At 64.1% G+C, this 16,419-nt stretch carries 14 protein-coding genes; 7 read left to right on the top strand and 7 right to left on the bottom strand.

Going from position 1 to position 16,419, the window contains the following annotated elements:
* Nucleotides 1-156: 156 nt before the first annotated feature.
* From IFR23_RS04880 to lpdA, 4 genes are all read left to right on the top strand, one after another.
* A complete protein-coding gene (locus IFR23_RS04880; RefSeq protein WP_192974918.1) occupies nt 157-3,093 on the top strand; it encodes a 2-oxoglutarate dehydrogenase E1 component in 2,937 nt (978 codons plus the stop codon).
* A gap of 126 nt (nt 3,094-3,219) precedes the next feature.
* Nucleotides 3,220-4,470, top strand: coding sequence for a 2-oxoglutarate dehydrogenase complex dihydrolipoyllysine-residue succinyltransferase (odhB, locus tag IFR23_RS04875; protein WP_121903545.1), 1,251 nt, complete (start codon nt 3,220-3,222; stop codon nt 4,468-4,470).
* A 94-nt stretch (nt 4,471-4,564) separates the two neighbouring features.
* Nucleotides 4,565-4,852, top strand: coding sequence for a GIY-YIG nuclease family protein (locus tag IFR23_RS04870; protein WP_342344870.1), 288 nt, complete (start codon nt 4,565-4,567; stop codon nt 4,850-4,852).
* A gap of 95 nt (nt 4,853-4,947) precedes the next feature.
* Nucleotides 4,948-6,342, top strand: coding sequence for a dihydrolipoyl dehydrogenase (lpdA, locus tag IFR23_RS04865; protein ID WP_192974917.1), 1,395 nt, complete (start codon nt 4,948-4,950; stop codon nt 6,340-6,342).
* Between the two features lie 347 nt (nt 6,343-6,689).
* Here lpdA and IFR23_RS04860 read toward each other — a convergent pair whose 3' ends face one another.
* Nucleotides 6,690-6,920, bottom strand: a complete 231-nt coding sequence (locus IFR23_RS04860; RefSeq protein WP_192974916.1) for a hypothetical protein — start codon at nt 6,918-6,920, stop codon at nt 6,690-6,692.
* A gap of 42 nt (nt 6,921-6,962) precedes the next feature.
* On the opposite strand from IFR23_RS04860, the gene IFR23_RS20520 reads away from it, so the two are divergent.
* Complete coding sequence (locus tag IFR23_RS20520) at nt 6,963-8,174, top strand: diguanylate cyclase domain-containing protein (protein ID WP_192974915.1); 1,212 nt, start codon at nt 6,963-6,965, stop codon at nt 8,172-8,174.
* Between the two features lie 387 nt (nt 8,175-8,561).
* On the opposite strand, the gene IFR23_RS04850 is transcribed toward IFR23_RS20520, so the two are convergent.
* Nucleotides 8,562-9,092 (bottom strand): hypothetical protein, encoded by a 531-nt coding sequence (locus IFR23_RS04850; protein ID WP_192974914.1) that lies wholly within the window; start codon nt 9,090-9,092, stop codon nt 8,562-8,564.
* A 141-nt stretch (nt 9,093-9,233) separates the two neighbouring features.
* Nucleotides 9,234-10,100 (bottom strand): energy transducer TonB, encoded by an 867-nt coding sequence (locus IFR23_RS04845; protein ID WP_192974913.1) that lies wholly within the window; start codon nt 10,098-10,100, stop codon nt 9,234-9,236.
* 216 nt (nt 10,101-10,316) lie between these two features.
* Between IFR23_RS04845 and uvrA the strand changes: the two genes are divergently transcribed.
* Entirely contained in the window at nt 10,317-13,226 is a 2,910-nt protein-coding gene (gene uvrA, locus IFR23_RS04840; RefSeq protein ID WP_192974912.1) for an excinuclease ABC subunit UvrA, read from the top strand.
* Here the strand turns inward: uvrA and IFR23_RS04835 are convergent.
* Genes IFR23_RS04835 through IFR23_RS04820 form a run of 4 tightly spaced genes read right to left on the bottom strand, consistent with a single transcriptional unit; the run spans nt 13,223 to nt 15,286 of the window.
* Complete coding sequence (locus IFR23_RS04835) at nt 13,223-13,900, bottom strand: hypothetical protein (RefSeq protein WP_192974911.1); 678 nt, start codon at nt 13,898-13,900, stop codon at nt 13,223-13,225. The two genes, uvrA and IFR23_RS04835, sit on opposite strands and share 4 nt — an antisense overlap.
* Nucleotides 13,897-14,706: a hypothetical protein gene (locus IFR23_RS04830; RefSeq protein ID WP_192974910.1), complete on the bottom strand. Its 810-nt coding sequence runs from the start codon at nt 14,704-14,706 to the stop codon at nt 13,897-13,899. The genes IFR23_RS04835 and IFR23_RS04830 overlap by 4 nt, the downstream gene beginning before the upstream one ends.
* Before the next feature lie 48 nt (nt 14,707-14,754).
* A complete protein-coding gene (locus tag IFR23_RS04825) occupies nt 14,755-15,054 on the bottom strand; it encodes a BrnA antitoxin family protein (RefSeq protein WP_192974909.1) in 300 nt (99 codons plus the stop codon).
* A complete protein-coding gene (locus IFR23_RS04820; RefSeq protein ID WP_192974908.1) occupies nt 15,014-15,286 on the bottom strand; it encodes a BrnT family toxin in 273 nt (90 codons plus the stop codon). The genes IFR23_RS04825 and IFR23_RS04820 overlap by 41 nt, the downstream gene beginning before the upstream one ends.
* 170 nt (nt 15,287-15,456) lie before the next feature.
* Between IFR23_RS04820 and IFR23_RS04815 the strand changes: the two genes are divergently transcribed.
* Nucleotides 15,457-15,786, top strand: coding sequence for a hypothetical protein (locus IFR23_RS04815; RefSeq protein WP_107952071.1), 330 nt, complete (start codon nt 15,457-15,459; stop codon nt 15,784-15,786).
* The last annotated feature ends 633 nt before the right edge of the window (nt 15,787-16,419 follow it).

Raw genomic sequence — 16,419 nt, 5'->3', positions numbered from 1 at the left:
GACTACCCCTCTCCCCCCGGGGAGAGGGAAGGAGCTGCCACTTGGCAGCGGAAGGGTGAGGGCACGTGACCGCCCGTGCCCTCACCCTCCCACCCGCAAGTGCGGGCGGGCCCCTCCTTCTCCCCCGCGGGGAGAGGGACACTGAGGACGAGAACGATGGGCTACGAAGGCCAGGATTTCAGCGATATCGCAGCCGGCGTCAGCCCGGCGTTCGTGGAGACGCTCTACGCCAAGTTCAACGCGGACCCGGCCTCGGTCGAGTCCGGTTGGCGCGCGTTCTTCGAGGGTCTCGAAGGCTCCGCGCAGGGCCCGAGCTGGGAGAGCGCCCGCTGGCCGCTCACCACCACGGACGACCTGACCGCAGCGCTCGATCCGACCCAGATGGAGCCCGCGCCCAAGCCCGCAAAGGGGGGCAAGCCCGCTCCCGCAGCAGCGGCACCCGCGCCCGTCTCGAAGGAAGAGATCGCCAAGGCCGCCGCCGACGCGATCCGCGCGCAGCTGCTCGTCCGCACCTACCGCGTCCGTGGTCACCTCGCCGCCAATCTCGATCCGCTCGGCCTGTCGAAGCGCGAGATGCCCGAGGATCTGAAGACCGAATATCACGGCTTCTCCGACGCCGACATCGACCGGAAGGTCTATCTCGGCGGCACGATGGGCTTCGAATGGGTCTCGATCCGCGAGCTCGTCGACACGTTGCGCAAGAACTACTGCGGCAATGTCGGCCTCGAATACATGCACATCTCCGACGTCGAGGAGCGCCGCTTCCTCCAGGAGCGCATGGAGGGCCAGGACAAGGCGATCGAATTCTCCATCGACGGCAAGAAGGCGATCCTCACCAAGGTGATCGAAGCCGAGCAGTGGGAGAAGTTCCTCGGCAAGAAGTACGTTGGCACGAAGCGCTTCGGGCTAGACGGCGGTGAGTCGATGATCCCTGCGCTTGAAAGCGTGATCAAGTATGGCGGCCAGATGGGCGTGCGCGAGCTCGTCATCGGCATGGCGCATCGCGGTCGTCTCAACGTGCTGGCGAACGTGATGGCCAAGCCGTTGCGCGTGATCTTCCACGAATTCGCCGGTGGTTCGGCCAACCCCGACGACATCGGCGGCTCGGGCGACGTGAAGTATCACCTCGGCACCAGCACCGATCGCGAGTTCGACGGCCACAAGGTTCACATGAGCCTGGTCGCCAACCCGTCGCATCTCGAAGCCGCCGACCCGGTCGTGCTCGGCAAGACGCGCGCGATCCAGACGCTAAACAACGACCTCAAGGACCACGTGGCAAGCCTGCCTGTGCTGATCCACGGCGACGCGGCGTTCGCAGGGCAGGGGATCGTCTGGGAGTGCCTCGGCTTCTCCGGCATTCGCGGCTACAACACCGGCGGCTGCGTCCACTTCATCATCAACAACCAGGTCGGCTTCACGACCTCGCCGCAGTTCGCGCGCTCGTCGCCCTACCCGTCGGACGTTGCCAAGGGCGTCCAGGCGCCGGTCTTCCACGTCAACGGCGACGATCCCGAGGCGGTCACCTTCGCGACCAAGATGGCGATGGAGTTCCGCCAGAAATTCCACCGCGACATCGTCATCGACATGTGGTGCTATCGCCGCTTCGGTCACAACGAAGGCGACGAGCCGTCTTTCACGCAGCCGCTGATGTACGACATCATCCGCAAGCATCCCGGTGTCTCGTCTGTGTACGGCGATCGCCTGATCAAGGAAGGCGTGATCGACCAGCCCTGGATCGACGAGAACGTGAAGCAGTTCACGCTCCGCCTCGAGGGTGAGTTCGAAGCCGGGTCGTCGTACAAGCCGAACAAGGCGGACTGGTTCGGCGGTCGCTGGACCGGCCTCAGCGCGCCCACGGATGGCGCGTCGGCTCGTCGCAACGTCGAGACCGGCCTCAGCCAGAAGCTGTTCGACTCGCTCGGCCGTACGCTGACCACGATCCCGGACAGCGTGAAGATCCACAAGACGCTCAACCGCGTGATCGATGCCAAGCGCGAGATGTTCAAGTCGGGCAAGGGCTTCGACTGGGCGACCGGCGAAGCGCTCGCATTCGGCGGCCTGCTCTCGGAAGGGTACGGCGTCCGCCTGTCCGGCCAGGATTCGGGCCGCGGCACCTTCTCGCAGCGCCATGCGGTGTGGGTCGACCAGACCGACGAGCATAAGTACGTGCCGTTGCAGGAAATCGAACACGGTCGCTTCGAAGTGCTCGACAGCCCGCTCAGCGAATACGGCGTGCTCGGGTTTGAGTATGGCTATGCGCTCGCCGACCCGAAGACCTTGGTCCTCTGGGAGGCGCAGTTCGGCGATTTCGTTAACGGCGCGCAGATCATGATCGATCAGTTCATCACGTCCGGCGAGTCGAAGTGGCTCCGCGCCAACGGCCTCGTGATGCTGCTCCCGCACGGCTATGAAGGGCAGGGGCCTGAGCATAGCTCGGCACGTCCCGAGCGTTTCCTCCAGTCTTGCGCGGACGACAACATCCAGGTCGCGAACTGCACCAGCCCGGCGAACTATTTCCACCTGCTTCGCCGGCAGATGCACCGCAACTTCCGCAAGCCGCTGATCGTGATGACGCCGAAGTCGTTGCTGCGCCACAAGCTGGCGGTCTCGAACGCCGAGGATTTCCAGGGCGACAGCCACTTCCGCCGCCTGTTGTCGGATACCAATCCGGCCGCCGACGTCGATACGAAGCGTCTGGTCCTGTGCACCGGCAAGGTCGCGTACGACCTGATCGAGGCACGTGACGCGGCGGGCGACACCGACACGCAGATCGTCCGCGTCGAACAGCTCTATCCCTTCCCCGGCAACCCGATCGCCGAGCGCGTCGCACGGATGCCGAACCTGGAAGAGATCGTCTGGGCGCAGGAAGAGCCGAAGAACAACGGTTACTGGTTCTTCGTCGAGCCGCTGATCGAGGAGGCGCTGGCAACGGTCGACTCACCGGTGAAGCGCGCGCGCTATGCGGGCCGCAACGCCTCGGCATCGCCCGCGACCGGCCTGATGAAGCGTCACCAGGCCGAACAGGGCGCGCTCGTCGCCGACGCGCTCGGCCACTCCGTCCGCGACGAAATCCGCCGCACCCGCGCAAACTAAGTTTTTCTACCACCCCGGCGTAGGCCGGGGCCCAATTGGGATGGTAGATGTAATTGAGCGAAACGCCGGCCACTCAGCGTTTCGTAACTGGACCCCGGCCTACGCCGGGGTGGAGGAAACGAGAAAATGGCAACCGAAGTCACCGTCCCCGTCCTGGGTGAATCGATCACCGAAGCCACCCTCGGCGAGTGGCTGAAGCAGCCCGGCGACCCCGTCGCGGTCGACGAGCCGATCGCCAGCCTCGAGACCGACAAGGTCTCGGTCGAGGTCCCGTCGCCGGTCGCCGGCGTCATGGGCCAGCACGCGGTCGCCGTCGGCGACACCGTGCAGGTCGGCGCGATGCTCGCCACGATCGACTCCGGTGACGGCGCCGCCGCTGCCCCCGCCAAGGCTCCCGAGCCCGCCGCGACCGCAACGCCGTCCGCCCCCGCCAAGGACGAGTCCGGCGCAGGCTATGGCGACCAGCCCGGCGCAGGCACGAGCGACTCGCCCGCCGCGCTCTCCCCGTCGGTCCGCCGCGCGGTACTCGAGCACGGCGTCGACCCCGGCACCGTCAAGGGCACCGGTCGCGACGGTCGCATCACCAAGGAAGACGTGACCGCCGCTGCATCGAGCAAGCCAGCGCCTGCCCCCGCCGCAGCGCCTGCTCCGGCGGCAGCCCCCGCCGCTGCTTCGGGTCGCGGCGAGGAGCGCGTTCGCATGACGCGCCTCCGCCAGACGATCGCCAAGCGCCTCAAGGAAGCGCAGAACACGGCGGCCATGCTGACGACGTTCAACGACGTCGACATGACCGCGGTGATCGAGGCACGTGCCAAGTACAAGGACCTGTTCGAGAAGAAGCACGGCGTCCGGTTGGGCTTCATGGGCTTCTTCGTGAAGGCCGCGACGATGGCGCTGCGCGACATCCCGTCGGTCAACGCATCGATCGACGGCGATGACATCGTCTACCACGACTATGCCGACATCTCGGTCGCGGTCTCGTCGCCAGGCGGCCTCGTCGTCCCAGTGATCCGCGATGCCGACCAGATGTCGGTCGCGACGATCGAGAAGACGATCGGCGACTTCGGCAAGCGTGCCAAGGAAGGCGCGCTCAAGATGGACGAAATGAAGGGCGGCACCTTCACGATCTCGAACGGCGGCGTGTTCGGCTCGCTGATGTCGACCCCGATCATCAACCCGCCGCAGTCCGCCGTGCTCGGCCTCCACCGCATCGAGGAGCGCCCGGTCGTCGTCAACGGCCAGATCGTCATCCGCCCGATGATGTACCTCGCGCTCAGCTACGACCACCGCCTGATCGACGGCCGCGAAGCCGTGACGTTCCTGGTCGCGCTCAAGAACGCGATCGAAGACCCCACGCGCATCCTGATCGACCTCTGACCTTCACTGGCGTCTCGTTCTCCTGCGAATGCAGGAGCCCAGGGTCACGGACACCGCCGCTCGTGACCCTGGATTCCTGCCTACGCAGGAAAACGTGAGACCCGGTTTCCTCTACCTGATGGCGAGCAGCCGCAACGGAACGCTCTACCTCGGCGTCACCAGCGACCTGCTCGCCAGAGCCTACCAACACCGCAATCGCCTGATCGACGGCTTCTCCAAGGAGCATGGCTGCATCCTCCTTGTGTGGTTCGAGGCGAGTGACGACATACAATCTGCACGGCAACGCGAGCTGCAGATGAAGAAATGGAAGCGGGCCTGGAAGATCGACCTGATCGAACAGACCAACCCGCACTGGAAGGATTTGTACGAGACGCTATTCTAACCCGTTCTCCTGCGGACGCAGGAGTCCAGGACCACGAACGGCGCCTCCCGTAACCCTGGGCTCCTGCGTTCGCAGGAGAACGACGGAGATGAAGAATGGCTGACTACGACTATGACGTCCTCGTGATCGGTGCGGGCCCCGGCGGTTACGTCGCGGCGATCCGTGCAGCGCAGCTCGGCCTGCGCACCGCCTGTGCCGAGTCCCGCGAGACGCTCGGCGGCACCTGCCTCAACGTTGGCTGCATCCCGTCCAAGGCGCTGCTCCACGCGTCGGAGATCTACGAGGAGGCTAAGGGCGGCCACATGACGAAGTTCGGCATCGACTTCCAGGGCGTCACCCTGAACCTCGACCAGATGCATGCCGAGAAGGCCAAGGCCGTCAAGGAGCTGACCGGCGGCGTCGAATTCCTGTTCAAGAAGAACAAGGTGACCTGGCTCAAGGGCAAGGCTGCGTTCCAGGACGCGCACACGGTCGATGTCGCGGGACAAAAGGTCACCGCGAAGAACATCGTCATCGCCACCGGTTCGAGCGTCATGCCGCTCCCCGGCGTCGAGGTCGACCAGAAGACCGTCGTCGACAGCACCGGCGCGCTCGAGATCCCCAAGGTCCCCGAGCACATGGTCGTCATCGGCGGCGGCGTGATCGGCCTCGAACTCGGCAGCGTCTGGCGTCGTCTCGGCGCGAAGGTCACGGTCGTCGAGTTCGTCGACCAGATCCTCCCCGGCTTCGATGGCGAAGTCCGCCGCGAGACCGCCAAGCTCTTCAAGAAGCAGGGCATGGAGCTCAGGCTCTCGACCAAGGTCACCGGCGTGACCGTCGACAACGGTGTCGCGACCGTCACCGTCGAGCCCGCCGCCGGTGGCGCGTCCGAGACGCTGACCGCCGACGCGGTGCTCGTCTCGATCGGGCGGAAAGCGAACGTCAACGGCCTCAACCTCGAGGCGATCGGCCTCGAACTCAACAAGCGTGGCCAGATCGAGACCGACCACTCGTTCCGCACCAAGGTCGACGGCGTCTGGGCGATCGGCGACTGCATCCCCGGCCTGATGCTCGCGCACAAGGCCGAGGACGAGGGCGTCGCGGTCGCGGAAAACATCGCCGGCCAGACCGGCATCGTCAACGAGGACGTCATCCCGAGCGTCGTCTACACGATGCCCGAGATCGCCGGCGTCGGCCTGACGGAAGAGGCTGCGAAGGAAAAGACCGAGATCAAGGTCGGCAAGTTCCCGTTCGCCGCGAACAGCCGCGCCAAGACCAATCGCGACACCGACGGCTTCGTGAAGATCATCGCCGACGCCAAGACCGACCGCGTCCTCGGCGTCTGGATCGTGTCCAGCCTCGCCGGCACGCTGATCGCCGAAGCCGCCATCGCGATGGAATTCGGCGCGACCAGCGAGGACATCGCCTACACCTGCCATGCGCATCCCACGCATGCCGAGGCGATCAAGGAAGCCGCGATGGCGGTGCAGGGCAAGCCGATACACATCTGACCGCGCAAAGCCGTAGCGCAAGCTACGGCCGAGCTATCAAGCGGTCAGATCGGCCGGCGCGGCCAAAAGCCGCGTCCGACGACAGGGGCTTTGCCCCTGTCCGGCCAACACAATTTCCCTACGATCCATACCTATGAGCAGCGCAAACTGCCGGTCGGTCGTACCCCGATGGTACCGCGCTTTAAAGAACACCCGGCGCCATGCTCCGCCTCTGCGGAGAAGCAAATGTGGTCGGCCCGGCGATGCATCGCCCCCCTGGCGACCACACTGCATCCCAAACGTACCACACACGCCCGACACGATGCCGGTATTCTGGCAGATGTGGCATCACGAACCGTCCTTCACGCTCAGAGACATCCAAAAACGTCCGCCGGAGCACAACCCGGCAGACGGATGGCGGAGGAAAACCCCGCACGCCGACCGTCGCCACGCCGACCGGATCCCGGCCACGCTTCCACGCGTCCGAACGCGACCGCCGACGCGACCGCCGACGCGACCGCCGACGCGACCGCCGACGCGACCGCCGACGCGACCGCCGACGCGACCGCCGACGCGAACCCCGCGCGCGAAAAAAACAACTTAAATCAAACTATTCCTTAGCAAAGCCAACCTAGTAGCGCGTGAAACGAACGAACAAGCAGGTGTCCGTGGCGCTCGATCTCACTACTCTCTACGTCGTTGCGGCGCTTGGCATGCTCGTCGCAGGGATCGTCCACCTCGCGCCGGTCGCGACCGGCCGGTTCGGCGATTGGGCCGCATTGTGGGGCGGGGGGCATCTCGTCGTCGGGTTCGGGACGATGATGGCGGTTCTGAACGACCATATCGGCATCGCATGGGCGCCAAACGCGGGGAACCCAGCCGCGGTGATCGGCTATGCGCTGATCGCTGGCGCGGTACTCCGGTTTGCACGCCCCGACGCTCGCCTGACGCCGTTGCTGACGATCGCCGCCGTCCTCGCCGTGCCGTTGGTGGTCAGTGGAGACCCCGCGCATTTCCACTTCCGCGTCGCCTATCTCAGCGTCGTCCGCGCCGGCTTCGACATCGTCATCGTCATCGCCGCGGTGCGTCTTGCCCGACGGGAATCGCTGCAAACCGGCTGGATCGTCGCCACGCTGTTCGCGATCACGGTCCCGCTGTTCGTCGGCCGCGCGTGGCTGGCCTATGAGGACCGTATCGGTACGCAGCTGACCGGCATGCACGACGACATCGGTGCCTGGCTTGCTGCGGGTCAGATCGCCTTCATCGTCTTTCGCGTCTTCTCGCTGCTGATCCTCCAGGCCGAGCGCGGGCAGAATGCCCTGCGCGAGCAGATGGAGCGCGATTGGCTCACCGGTGCCCTCAACCGCGCGGGCGTCGACCGTATCGCCGCGACGCTGGCGGATCGTTCTTCGGTGGGACGATTGACCGCGATGATGCTCGACGTCGATCACTTCAAGGCACTCAACGATTCCCAAGGCCACGCTGCCGGAGACGCCGCGCTGCGGTCGCTCGCCGACATCGCGCATGCCATGATCGGCGAACGAGGCCACCTCGTCCGCTGGGGCGGCGATGAATTCGTCTGCCTGCTGCCTGACGTCGGCATCGAACGGGCACGGATGATCGGCGTCGGCATCGCCAGTCAGTTCGCACAGGTCATGACCGCGACGGCCACGGCGACGGCGACCTCGGCGACCTCGGCGGCGGTCGACGCGGCACCGGGCGTCAGCATCGGCATCGTCGAAGGGGACACCGCGGGCGCGATCGCCGATCTTATCGCCCGCGCCGACAAGGCGATGTACATCGCGAAAGGCGACCGACGCCGCGCGCCGATCGCCTATTTCAAGGCTGCCTGACGTCCCGAGTACGAAACGAGAGGCCGCTGAGCATCGCAGAGGTGGATGGCAAGCCGCCCAGGCGGTCGACCGATGGCCATGCGATGCGACTGTAAGTATCTGACCGGATCAACCCTCGTCCGCCAATATCGGCGATGCTGAAAGCGCGAGTCCCAAATGAAAGGGACGAGATGCACCGCAAGTCATCGCCGACCGTCACACCTGAAATGGCCGACCAGATCCGCCTGCTGAAGGCACAGGGCCTCTATCATCATCAGATCGCGGCCCTGCTTGAAATCAACCAGGGCCGCGTTTCCGAAGTCGTGACGGGTCCGAAGTCGTGACGGGAAAACTACATCCTCCAGCGGGGCCTCGCCAGAACAGTCTCGATATCTGACGGCAGTTCCCTCACGTCGAAGGCGGCGTATCCTTGGGCTTGCCGAACCCCGAGATTAGCCGATCGAGTCCCGCAGATACCGAATCGAGCACCTTGGCGAATTCAGGCGGCAACGGGTTCGTCTCGCTACGCGGCGGCTCGGGCGTATCCCCGGCAAACGGACCCGCGCCCTGCGGCTTGGCCTGATCGCCAACCGTGTCCGGTGCGACTTTCGATGCATCGGGCTCCGCTGGCGGGGAGGGCGGGGCAGGGGGCGTCGGCGGGGCGGGCCGCACGCTCGGCTTGGGCTCATGCTTCGAGATCGCCGTCGCCGCCGCCATCAACCCGGCCGCGATCATCTGCCGACCGACGGGCGTTCCCATCTGTCGCGCGATCGCCGCGGCAATCCCCGCGAGCGGCGCGGAGCCCCCATGGCTGTTGCCGTGGTTGGTGTCGTGTTTGGCACCGTGTTTGGTGCCGTGTTTGGTGCCGGGCTCGCAGCCGTGCTTGCCCGCGGCCTGTTCCTGCTCCTTGCGCTCCCGCTTGTCCTTCTTCTTGCCCATGTCGCCCTCTGTGCCGTTCCGGTTGGTGTGTACGATAAAGATAATACACCAATACCGCAGCGCAACCCCGCGGGATGCCGGGCCAGGCCCCCGCCACGATCACCCGGCTTCGATCACCCGGCCTGGATCACCCGGCTTGGATCACTTGCCGCCGGACCACGTCCCCGGCAGCCGCCACGTTACCTTGCGCGTGCTGTGGCTGATCATCGGCTTGCCGTCGAAGCCCAATGCCGGGGTATAGCGTGCCCGCGCGGCAATCGCCCGACAGGCCGCCTTGTCGAGTTCGACCTCTCCGCTCGTCACCACGGTCCGACAATCGACAGCGTGTCCGTCGAGGTTGATCGTCCACAGGATCGTCGACGTCCCTTGCGCGCCCTTGCCGACGACGCTCATCGGATAGTCGTTGGTCGTGACCCAGCTTTCGGGCGATCGTGGCTCGGCCGGCTGGGCGATCCGCGACCGTTCGGTCGGATCGATGCCCCACAGCTTGACCGTCGCGTCGTTGCATTTGGCCAACGCCTCGAACGCCGCCTTCGCATTGGGCATGACGAACGCCCATCCGGGCATCTTTTCCGGCGAGACCCGCAGCACCGCGTCGGCCGGCCTCGCGCTGGCCGGGTTCGTATCCGTTGGCCCGGTCTTGGCCGGCAGCGTCTCGAACAGCGCGATGTCGACGGGCATCCGCGTCATCCGCTTGCCCGCCGCCTGCGTCGGATAACTCTCGTACCGGCTCTCGTCCGATCCGCCCCCCGCAAGCGTGATCGTCGCCTGTCCCAACCGCATCGCGCCATTCCGATCGTTGGTATAGATCATCATCTCGAGCGTGGACCCCAACGGCAACTGGCGCATCGCCAGCACCGTCTCGGTCTTGCCGCTGCCGTACGTCCGGCCGAGCGTGCAGGCTGTATCGCCGTAATCGACGTTCCACCGCCCCGACGGCATCATCGGTGCGGTCGCGGCAGGCTCGGCGATCGCGGCGGCGGCGCTCAGCGCCAACATCAGTGGCATCGGTCGAATCCCCTCATCATCGTCCCCCTGACGTTCCGGTCAGTCCGTCGGTTGTCGCCAATCCGTCCCGGCGTTTCAAGCGCCGTCGGCACCCGTCGCCCGATCCCGCGCAATCGATCTTGCCAATCGATCGTCCCGGATGAACTGGCACCCGGCCTCATGCATTCCTATCTCTCCCACTAGTCTCCCGATCAGAACAGAAGTAGAACCAGCCTCATGCTGACCAAGATTTCCGTACGCGGCGCGCGCGAGCACAACCTCAAGGACGTCGACATCGACATCCCCCGCGACACGCTCACGGTGATCACCGGCCTCTCCGGCTCGGGCAAGTCGAGCCTCGCCTTCGACACGATCTACGCCGAGGGCCAGCGCCGCTACGTCGAGAGTCTGAGCGCCTACGCCCGCCAGTTCCTCGAACTGATGCAGAAGCCCGACGTCGACCACATCGAAGGCCTCTCGCCCGCGATCTCGATCGAGCAGAAGACGACGTCGCGCAACCCGCGCTCGACCGTCGCCACCGTCACCGAGATCTACGACTATATGCGCCTGCTCTGGGCGCGCGTCGGCATCCCGTATTCGCCCGCGACCGGCGAGCCCATTGCCGCGCAGACCGTGTCGCAGATGGTCGACCGCGTCATGGCGCTCCCCGAGGGTACGCGCCTGTACCTGCTCGCCCCCGTCGTCCGCGGCCGCAAGGGTGAGTACCGCAAGGAACTCGCCGAGTGGCAGAAGGCCGGCTTCGCGCGCGTTCGGATCGACGGCACGATCCACGACATCGACGAGGCTCCCGCGCTCGACAAGAAGTACAAGCACGACATCGAAGTCGTCGTCGACCGCCTCGTCGTCGGCGGCGAGATCGCCACGCGCCTCGCGGAATCGTTCGAAACCGCGCTGAAACTCGCCGACGGCCTCGCCTATGTCGACCCCGCCGACCCGGTCGAGCCGCACACCCCCAAGTCGGAAATCCTCGGCAACAACGCCCCCGACGGCCGCATCGTGTTCAGCGAGAAGTTCGCCTGCCCGGTCAGCGGCTTCACCATTTCCGAGATCGAGCCGCGCCTGTTCTCGTTCAACGCCCCGCAAGGCGCATGCCCGGCCTGCGACGGCCTCGGCGAGAAGCTGCTGTTCGACGAAGACCTCGTCGTCCCCAACCACATGCTCAGCATCAAAAAGGGCGCGGTCGTCCCCTGGGCGAAATCCAACCCTCCGAGCCCGTATTACATGCAGGTCCTCGGCAGCCTCGCGCGCGAATTCAAGTTCGACATCGAGACGCCCTGGTCCGACCTCCCGCCGGAGGTCCAGAGCACCATCCTGCACGGCTCGAAGGGCAAGCCCGTCACGCTCACCTTCATCGACGGCAAGAAGAAATACGACGTCAGCAAGCCGTTCGAGGGCGTCATCGGCAACCTCAACCGCCGCATGCTCCAGACCGACTCCGCCTGGATGCGCGAGGAACTGAGCAAGTACCAGTCCGCCGCCCCCTGCGAGGTCTGCGGCGGCGCGCGCCTGAAACCCGAAGCGCTCGCGGTCAAGATCGCGATGAAGGACATCTCCTACGCCACGCATCTCTCGGTGGTCGACGCGCTCCAGTTCTTCACCGACATGCCGCAGCATCTCGGCGACCAGCAGAACGCGATCGCCGAACGCATCCTCAAGGAGATCGTCGAGCGCCTCGGCTTCCTCAACAATGTCGGCCTCGACTACCTCAACCTCGACCGCACCAGCGGCACACTGTCAGGCGGCGAGTCCCAGCGCATCCGCCTCGCGTCGCAGATCGGCAGCGGCCTGTCCGGCGTGCTCTACGTCCTCGACGAGCCCAGCATCGGCCTGCACCAGCGCGACAACGACATGCTCCTCAAGACGCTCCGCCGTCTGCGCGATCTCGGCAACACCGTGCTCGTCGTCGAGCATGACGAGGACGCGATCCGCACCGCCGACTACATCATCGACATGGGCCCCGGCGCCGGCGTCCGCGGCGGCCAGGTCGTCGCGCAGGGCACGCTGAAGCAGATCCTCAAGTCGAAGGGCAGCATCACCGCCGATTACCTCAACGGCACGCGCGAGGTGCCGGTCCCAACCACGCGACGGAAAGGCAACGGCAAGAAGCTCACCGTCCACAACGCGGTCGCCAACAACCTGCGCGGCGTCACCGCCAGCCTGCCGCTCGGCACGTTCACCTGCATCACCGGCGTCTCCGGTTCGGGCAAGTCGAGCTTCACGATCGACACGCTCTACGCCGCCGCCGCGCGCGAGCTGAACGGCGCGCGCATCGTCCAGGGCAAGCACGACAAGATCACCGGCCTCCAGTATCTCGACAAGGTCATCGACATCGATCAGTCGCCGATCGGCCGCACCCCGCGCAGCAACCCCGCCACCTACACCGGCAGCTTCACGCAGATCCGCGACTGGTTCGCCGGCCTGCCGGAATCGCAGGCGCGCGGCTACAAGCCCGGCCGCTTCAGCTTCAACGTCAAGGGCGGCCGTTGCGAGGCGTGCCAGGGCGACGGCGTGCTCAAGATCGAGATGCACTTCCTCCCCGACGTCTACGTCACGTGCGACGTCTGCCACGGCGCGCGCTACAATCGCGAGACGCTCGAGGTGAAGTTCAAGGGCCATTCGATCGCCGACGTGCTCGACATGACGGTCGAGGACGCCGCCGAGTTCTTCAAGGCGGTCCCCCCGATCCGCGACAAGATGGCGATGCTGGTCGAGGTGGGCTTGGGCTACGTCAAGGTCGGCCAGCAGGCGACGACGCTCTCGGGCGGCGAAGCGCAACGCGTCAAGCTCGCCAAGGAACTCTCGCGCCGCGCCACCGGCAACACGCTCTACATCCTCGACGAACCCACCACCGGCCTCCATTTCGAGGACGTGCGCAAGCTGCTCGAAGTCCTCCACGCGCTGGTCGAGCAAGGCAACACGGTCGTCGTGATCGAACACAATCTCGACGTCATCAAGACCGCCGACTGGGTCCTCGACCTGGGGCCGGAGGGCGGCGTCAAGGGCGGCGAGATCGTCGCCGAAGGCACGCCGGAGAAGGTGGCGAAGGCGAAGGGCAGCTTTACGGGGAAGTATCTGGCGCCGTTGCTAGAGAAGCGAAACGCAGAGGAGAACGCTCATTTGGATTAAGCAGATCCACTGATGACCGCACCAGTTGTCCGTCGCTTGACAAGGCCGTTTGGCGTAATCATTGAATAATCCCGATTGTCCGCAAACGGGATTTTCTTACTAAGAAGGCCGACGAATAGCACCCAAGCGAAACGTTTTTCATCCAATCCAAATCCCATCTCGTTGGACAAGTACTTTTGCTGCCAGTGATGAACTTGTAATGTCTTTTTTAGCATTGATGATCTACTTCTATGGTCAAGTAGAGCATCGAAGTATTTATTCGATTGTATAATTCCTGCGTAAAAGGACCAGCGTTTTCGACGGTGTACGGAAATGCCATAATCAATTAATGCCTTGAATGCCCAAGCGGGATAAGTGTAACCTGCTTCGTCAGCATAATCGTGTATCAGCTTATTCATATCGCGACTGATCGAAATGGCAATATAGTCGGAAACTGCAAAAACTCTTGGGTCGAAAATAGGTGATATTTTTGTCGCAGAATCAATAAGTGCTTTTTCTATATTGCAACCTGTAAGGTCCATTTCACTAAGGTCTTGCCCCCTTAGGTCGCAGGATGTTAGATCTTGTCCGCGGTAGAACGTTCGTGGATCGGCATCGAGCATTGTAGCCATTTGCTTCAAATCGATGGATCTTGAATCCGATATAAGCCACAGTTTATCAAGCCAATGCGTCATGATATTTCCTCGGAAACTACTGAGTCCGCAAGGAAGACAATGGAGTATTCTTCTTCAAAATTTGCTGGGGTGAGGTCGTACTCAACCAAGCGCGATTTTATATATGCCGCAGCAGCTGCCTCTTTCGTTTTGGCTGCCTGCCATCCCATGTGATCTAGTATCCTTGGCGATTTAAAGGACACGCTTGATATTATCAGATCCTCTTTTTTGCACCGCACTCGCAGTTGTGCAGATGGTTCAAGAGTGCTGTCGTTAAGCTTCTTAATCTTTAAACGGGGTTCAAGTACTGGGTGCCATGCCTTTCCGATAAGGCTACTTCCATCCTCAGCGAATATTTCCCAGCATTGCGCACTATCCTTAGTAAAATGCCTGACGGTAAAGGGGCCAATTTTTTCTGTTAATGAGGTTGAAGTTTTTGCGCTATTATCGCCGAAAAGTGACCCGCTGGCTTGAAGGGATAAGGGCGTGTTTGATAACGCATCGACGCCCGCGCTCAATTTTCCCTCAAATTTATGGCCAGAAGTGATTTCCAAAGTTCGTTGGCCTGTTGGGCCAATCTCTCGTGCAATAGAGCTTTGAACTACTGCGAGAGGTTCGCGGTCCGGGATGATTAAAGACACTTCGGCTCGACGAAGCGAAAGGGAGAAACGGACCGGACAGTCTCTCTCGGCGCCTAACTTGGCGACCATGAAGGAAACGTCGGCATGTACCGTTGCAAGTTTGGTTGCTGGGTCGAAGGAGGAATGCCACGCTTCCACGGACACAACCTCTTGAAATACCCGACCATAGTTGCTGCGCTGCGACATGCCTACTCCTCTAGATAGCTGGCATGCCTAAACCTTGATGTTCATGTTTCATATCTTTTTGGCATCCCGCAACGCCGCATTGATCCGCCCCTGCCATCCCGGCCCGCCCTCGCGAAACTTCGCCAGCACGTCCGGGTCGAGCCGCAACGTCACCTGCTGCTTGGCCCGGTCGCGCAGCGGCGGGCGGCCCTTTACGACGCCGTTCGGTCCCAGATAGCCCGTCGCCGGCCGGATCACCTTGCCGTTGATCGCCAATTCGGCGTGTTCGAACATCTCGTCCGTCCACTCCGGCGCGTCGTCGTTCGGATCAAGCGAGGTAGCGTTCAAATCGCGTGCGTTCTCGGGCATTGGCCTTCCTCATTGATATGACGCGCCGACCGTCTTTGGCGTCGACCCATATTACCACGACCATACGATCTTCGAGCATGCCGATCGTCGAATAGCGCCTCTCGGGATACGCGACGCGCCCGTCCTCGAACTCGAACACCGCCCCCGCAAACACCTTGCCCGCATCGGCGAAGTCCAGACCTCGCTCCGCCAGCGTCCAAGCGCGCTTTACCGGGTCGAAGCTGATCTCCACATCCGACCCTTTATGTAACTACAACAATGTGACCGTCAATGAGAGCATAGCGCGTCACCCCACTCAGCAAGGGTAATCGCATCGGTAACGGACGCATCTAGGTCGCGGGTGCCCGGCGGAACCCCTGCCACCGACCGTCCGTTTCCGAGGCTGCATCAAAGGACATTCCCATGACCAAGCCTCACCCACACAAGCCCGCCCCCAGCCCCAAGCCAAACGCCAAGACGTTCGGCATCAACGCGCTGTCGATCGGGGCCGCGGCGATCGGTCTCGGGGGTGCGTTGCTGGCGGTGTTCCTGCGGTCGAAGGCCAACCCCGCCGAGCATGCCGCGCCCGATCTCGCGCTCGACAAGCCCCGCCCGGGTGCGACCGATCGCGCGCCGGACGCCTTCCGCCCCGATCCCACCGCGGTCCCCACCAAGGCCGAGCGCGAGTCGCTCCGCCCCGCCACCGGCCCGGCCCCGTCGTTCGCCGCGGATCGTGGTTCGACGCTCGGCTGAGACGCCTTCCTGATCCTCCCCCGCAAGGGGGAGGTGGCTGGCGCTTGCCAGACGGAGGGGGAGGGGGCGATCACCCCTGTTGCGTGTCCTCCCCCTCCGTCACCTGCGGTGCCACCTCCCCCTTGCGGGGGAGGATCAGAAGAGCTCGGCGGTCGACGCTGATTCCGACGCCACCACCCTCGCTCCGTCCCCCCGGACTGGTTCCGGGGTCCACGGTCCCCCAAACGCGATAGCGGCGATGTGCGGAACGGTGGATACCGGAACAGGGCTCTCCTGACCAAAGCCGAAGGGTCCGACATGATGGGGGAGGGCATAACCCCCATCCTCGTTCTCCTGCGAAGGCAGGAGCCCAGGATCAAGCAGGACAGCGATCGTGGCCCCTGGGCCCCCGCGTTCGCGGGGGAACAAGACCGCAGTTCAAGCCGCCGAGGCATCCCGCACCTACCCCCCAGAAACCGCTGTCCTACACACCCCGATCCGGCATACCTGATCGGTCCTCTCCGCAACGAGGATCGATCATGGCGAACGCACCCACCCCGGCCGACCCGCCCCCATGCTACATCGCAACGCGCGCCACGCCCGCCCCCCCGGCCACGGTACGAACCCCCAATCCCCGACCATCTCCCCGACGCG

Origin of the sequence: Sphingomonas sp. CFBP 13603, from assembly GCF_014892665.1 — a bacterium.
Taxonomy (GTDB): Bacteria; Pseudomonadota; Alphaproteobacteria; order Sphingomonadales; family Sphingomonadaceae; genus Sphingomonas.
The sequence above is the reverse complement of the archived record's forward strand: the minus strand, read 5'-3'. Positions and strand labels throughout refer to the sequence as shown.